Source organism: Treponema zioleckii, assembly GCF_014737315.1.
Taxonomy (GTDB): domain Bacteria; phylum Spirochaetota; class Spirochaetia; order Treponematales; family Treponemataceae; genus Treponema_D; species Treponema_D zioleckii.
This window is the reverse complement of record NZ_JPUF01000163.1, coordinates 1-564: the sequence shown is the minus strand read 5'-3', so window position 1 is coordinate 564 and position 564 is coordinate 1. Positions and strand designations below refer to the sequence as shown.

1 protein-coding gene is annotated in these 564 nt (G+C 34.4%); it reads left to right on the top strand.

What is annotated here, in order from left to right:
• Positions 1 to 156: 156 nt before the first annotated feature.
• Positions 157 to 564, top strand: a 408-nt coding sequence (locus tag JI65_RS17030; RefSeq protein WP_197971983.1) for a hypothetical protein, incomplete at its 3' end; no start/stop codon positions are given.

Here is a 564-nt window from a genome sequence, read left to right as displayed (position 1 = left end):
TATACACCTTATCTGTAATGGTAACAAACATGAATATATGGAAGTAACCAAGTATCCAGATGGTGATATTATGGCTAGCATGGTATTATGTCACCCAGAAAATGATATTATCTTAACCATTGAGCAATTAGAAAAATTAGTAGAGGAGTTAAAGGAATGATTGAAAAATTTGAACCATTGTTTGAACCGTATGACAGATACGCAGTTTCAAATATGGGATATGTGATAGACCGTGACACAGGTTTAACAGTCTGGAACTCATATGATGACAACGGAAAACCATATGTAGTATTAGAAGGCTCACACAACAAGACACGTAAATTTTTTATTGCTAACTTAGTAGCTGAATCATTTGTATTAAATAAAGACAATCTAGGCTATCTATATTACAAAGATGGTGATGTTAATAACACACACTGCAATAATCTTGGTTGGGCTATTAACCCACAAGAAGGCAAACAGCGTGTAGCGCGTCCACTGCGCAAAAAAGTAGAGGATAAACGTCATAAATTAATTATTGAAATTAATAAAGCAATTGACAAGGATAAGTGGGACACCGCTAAA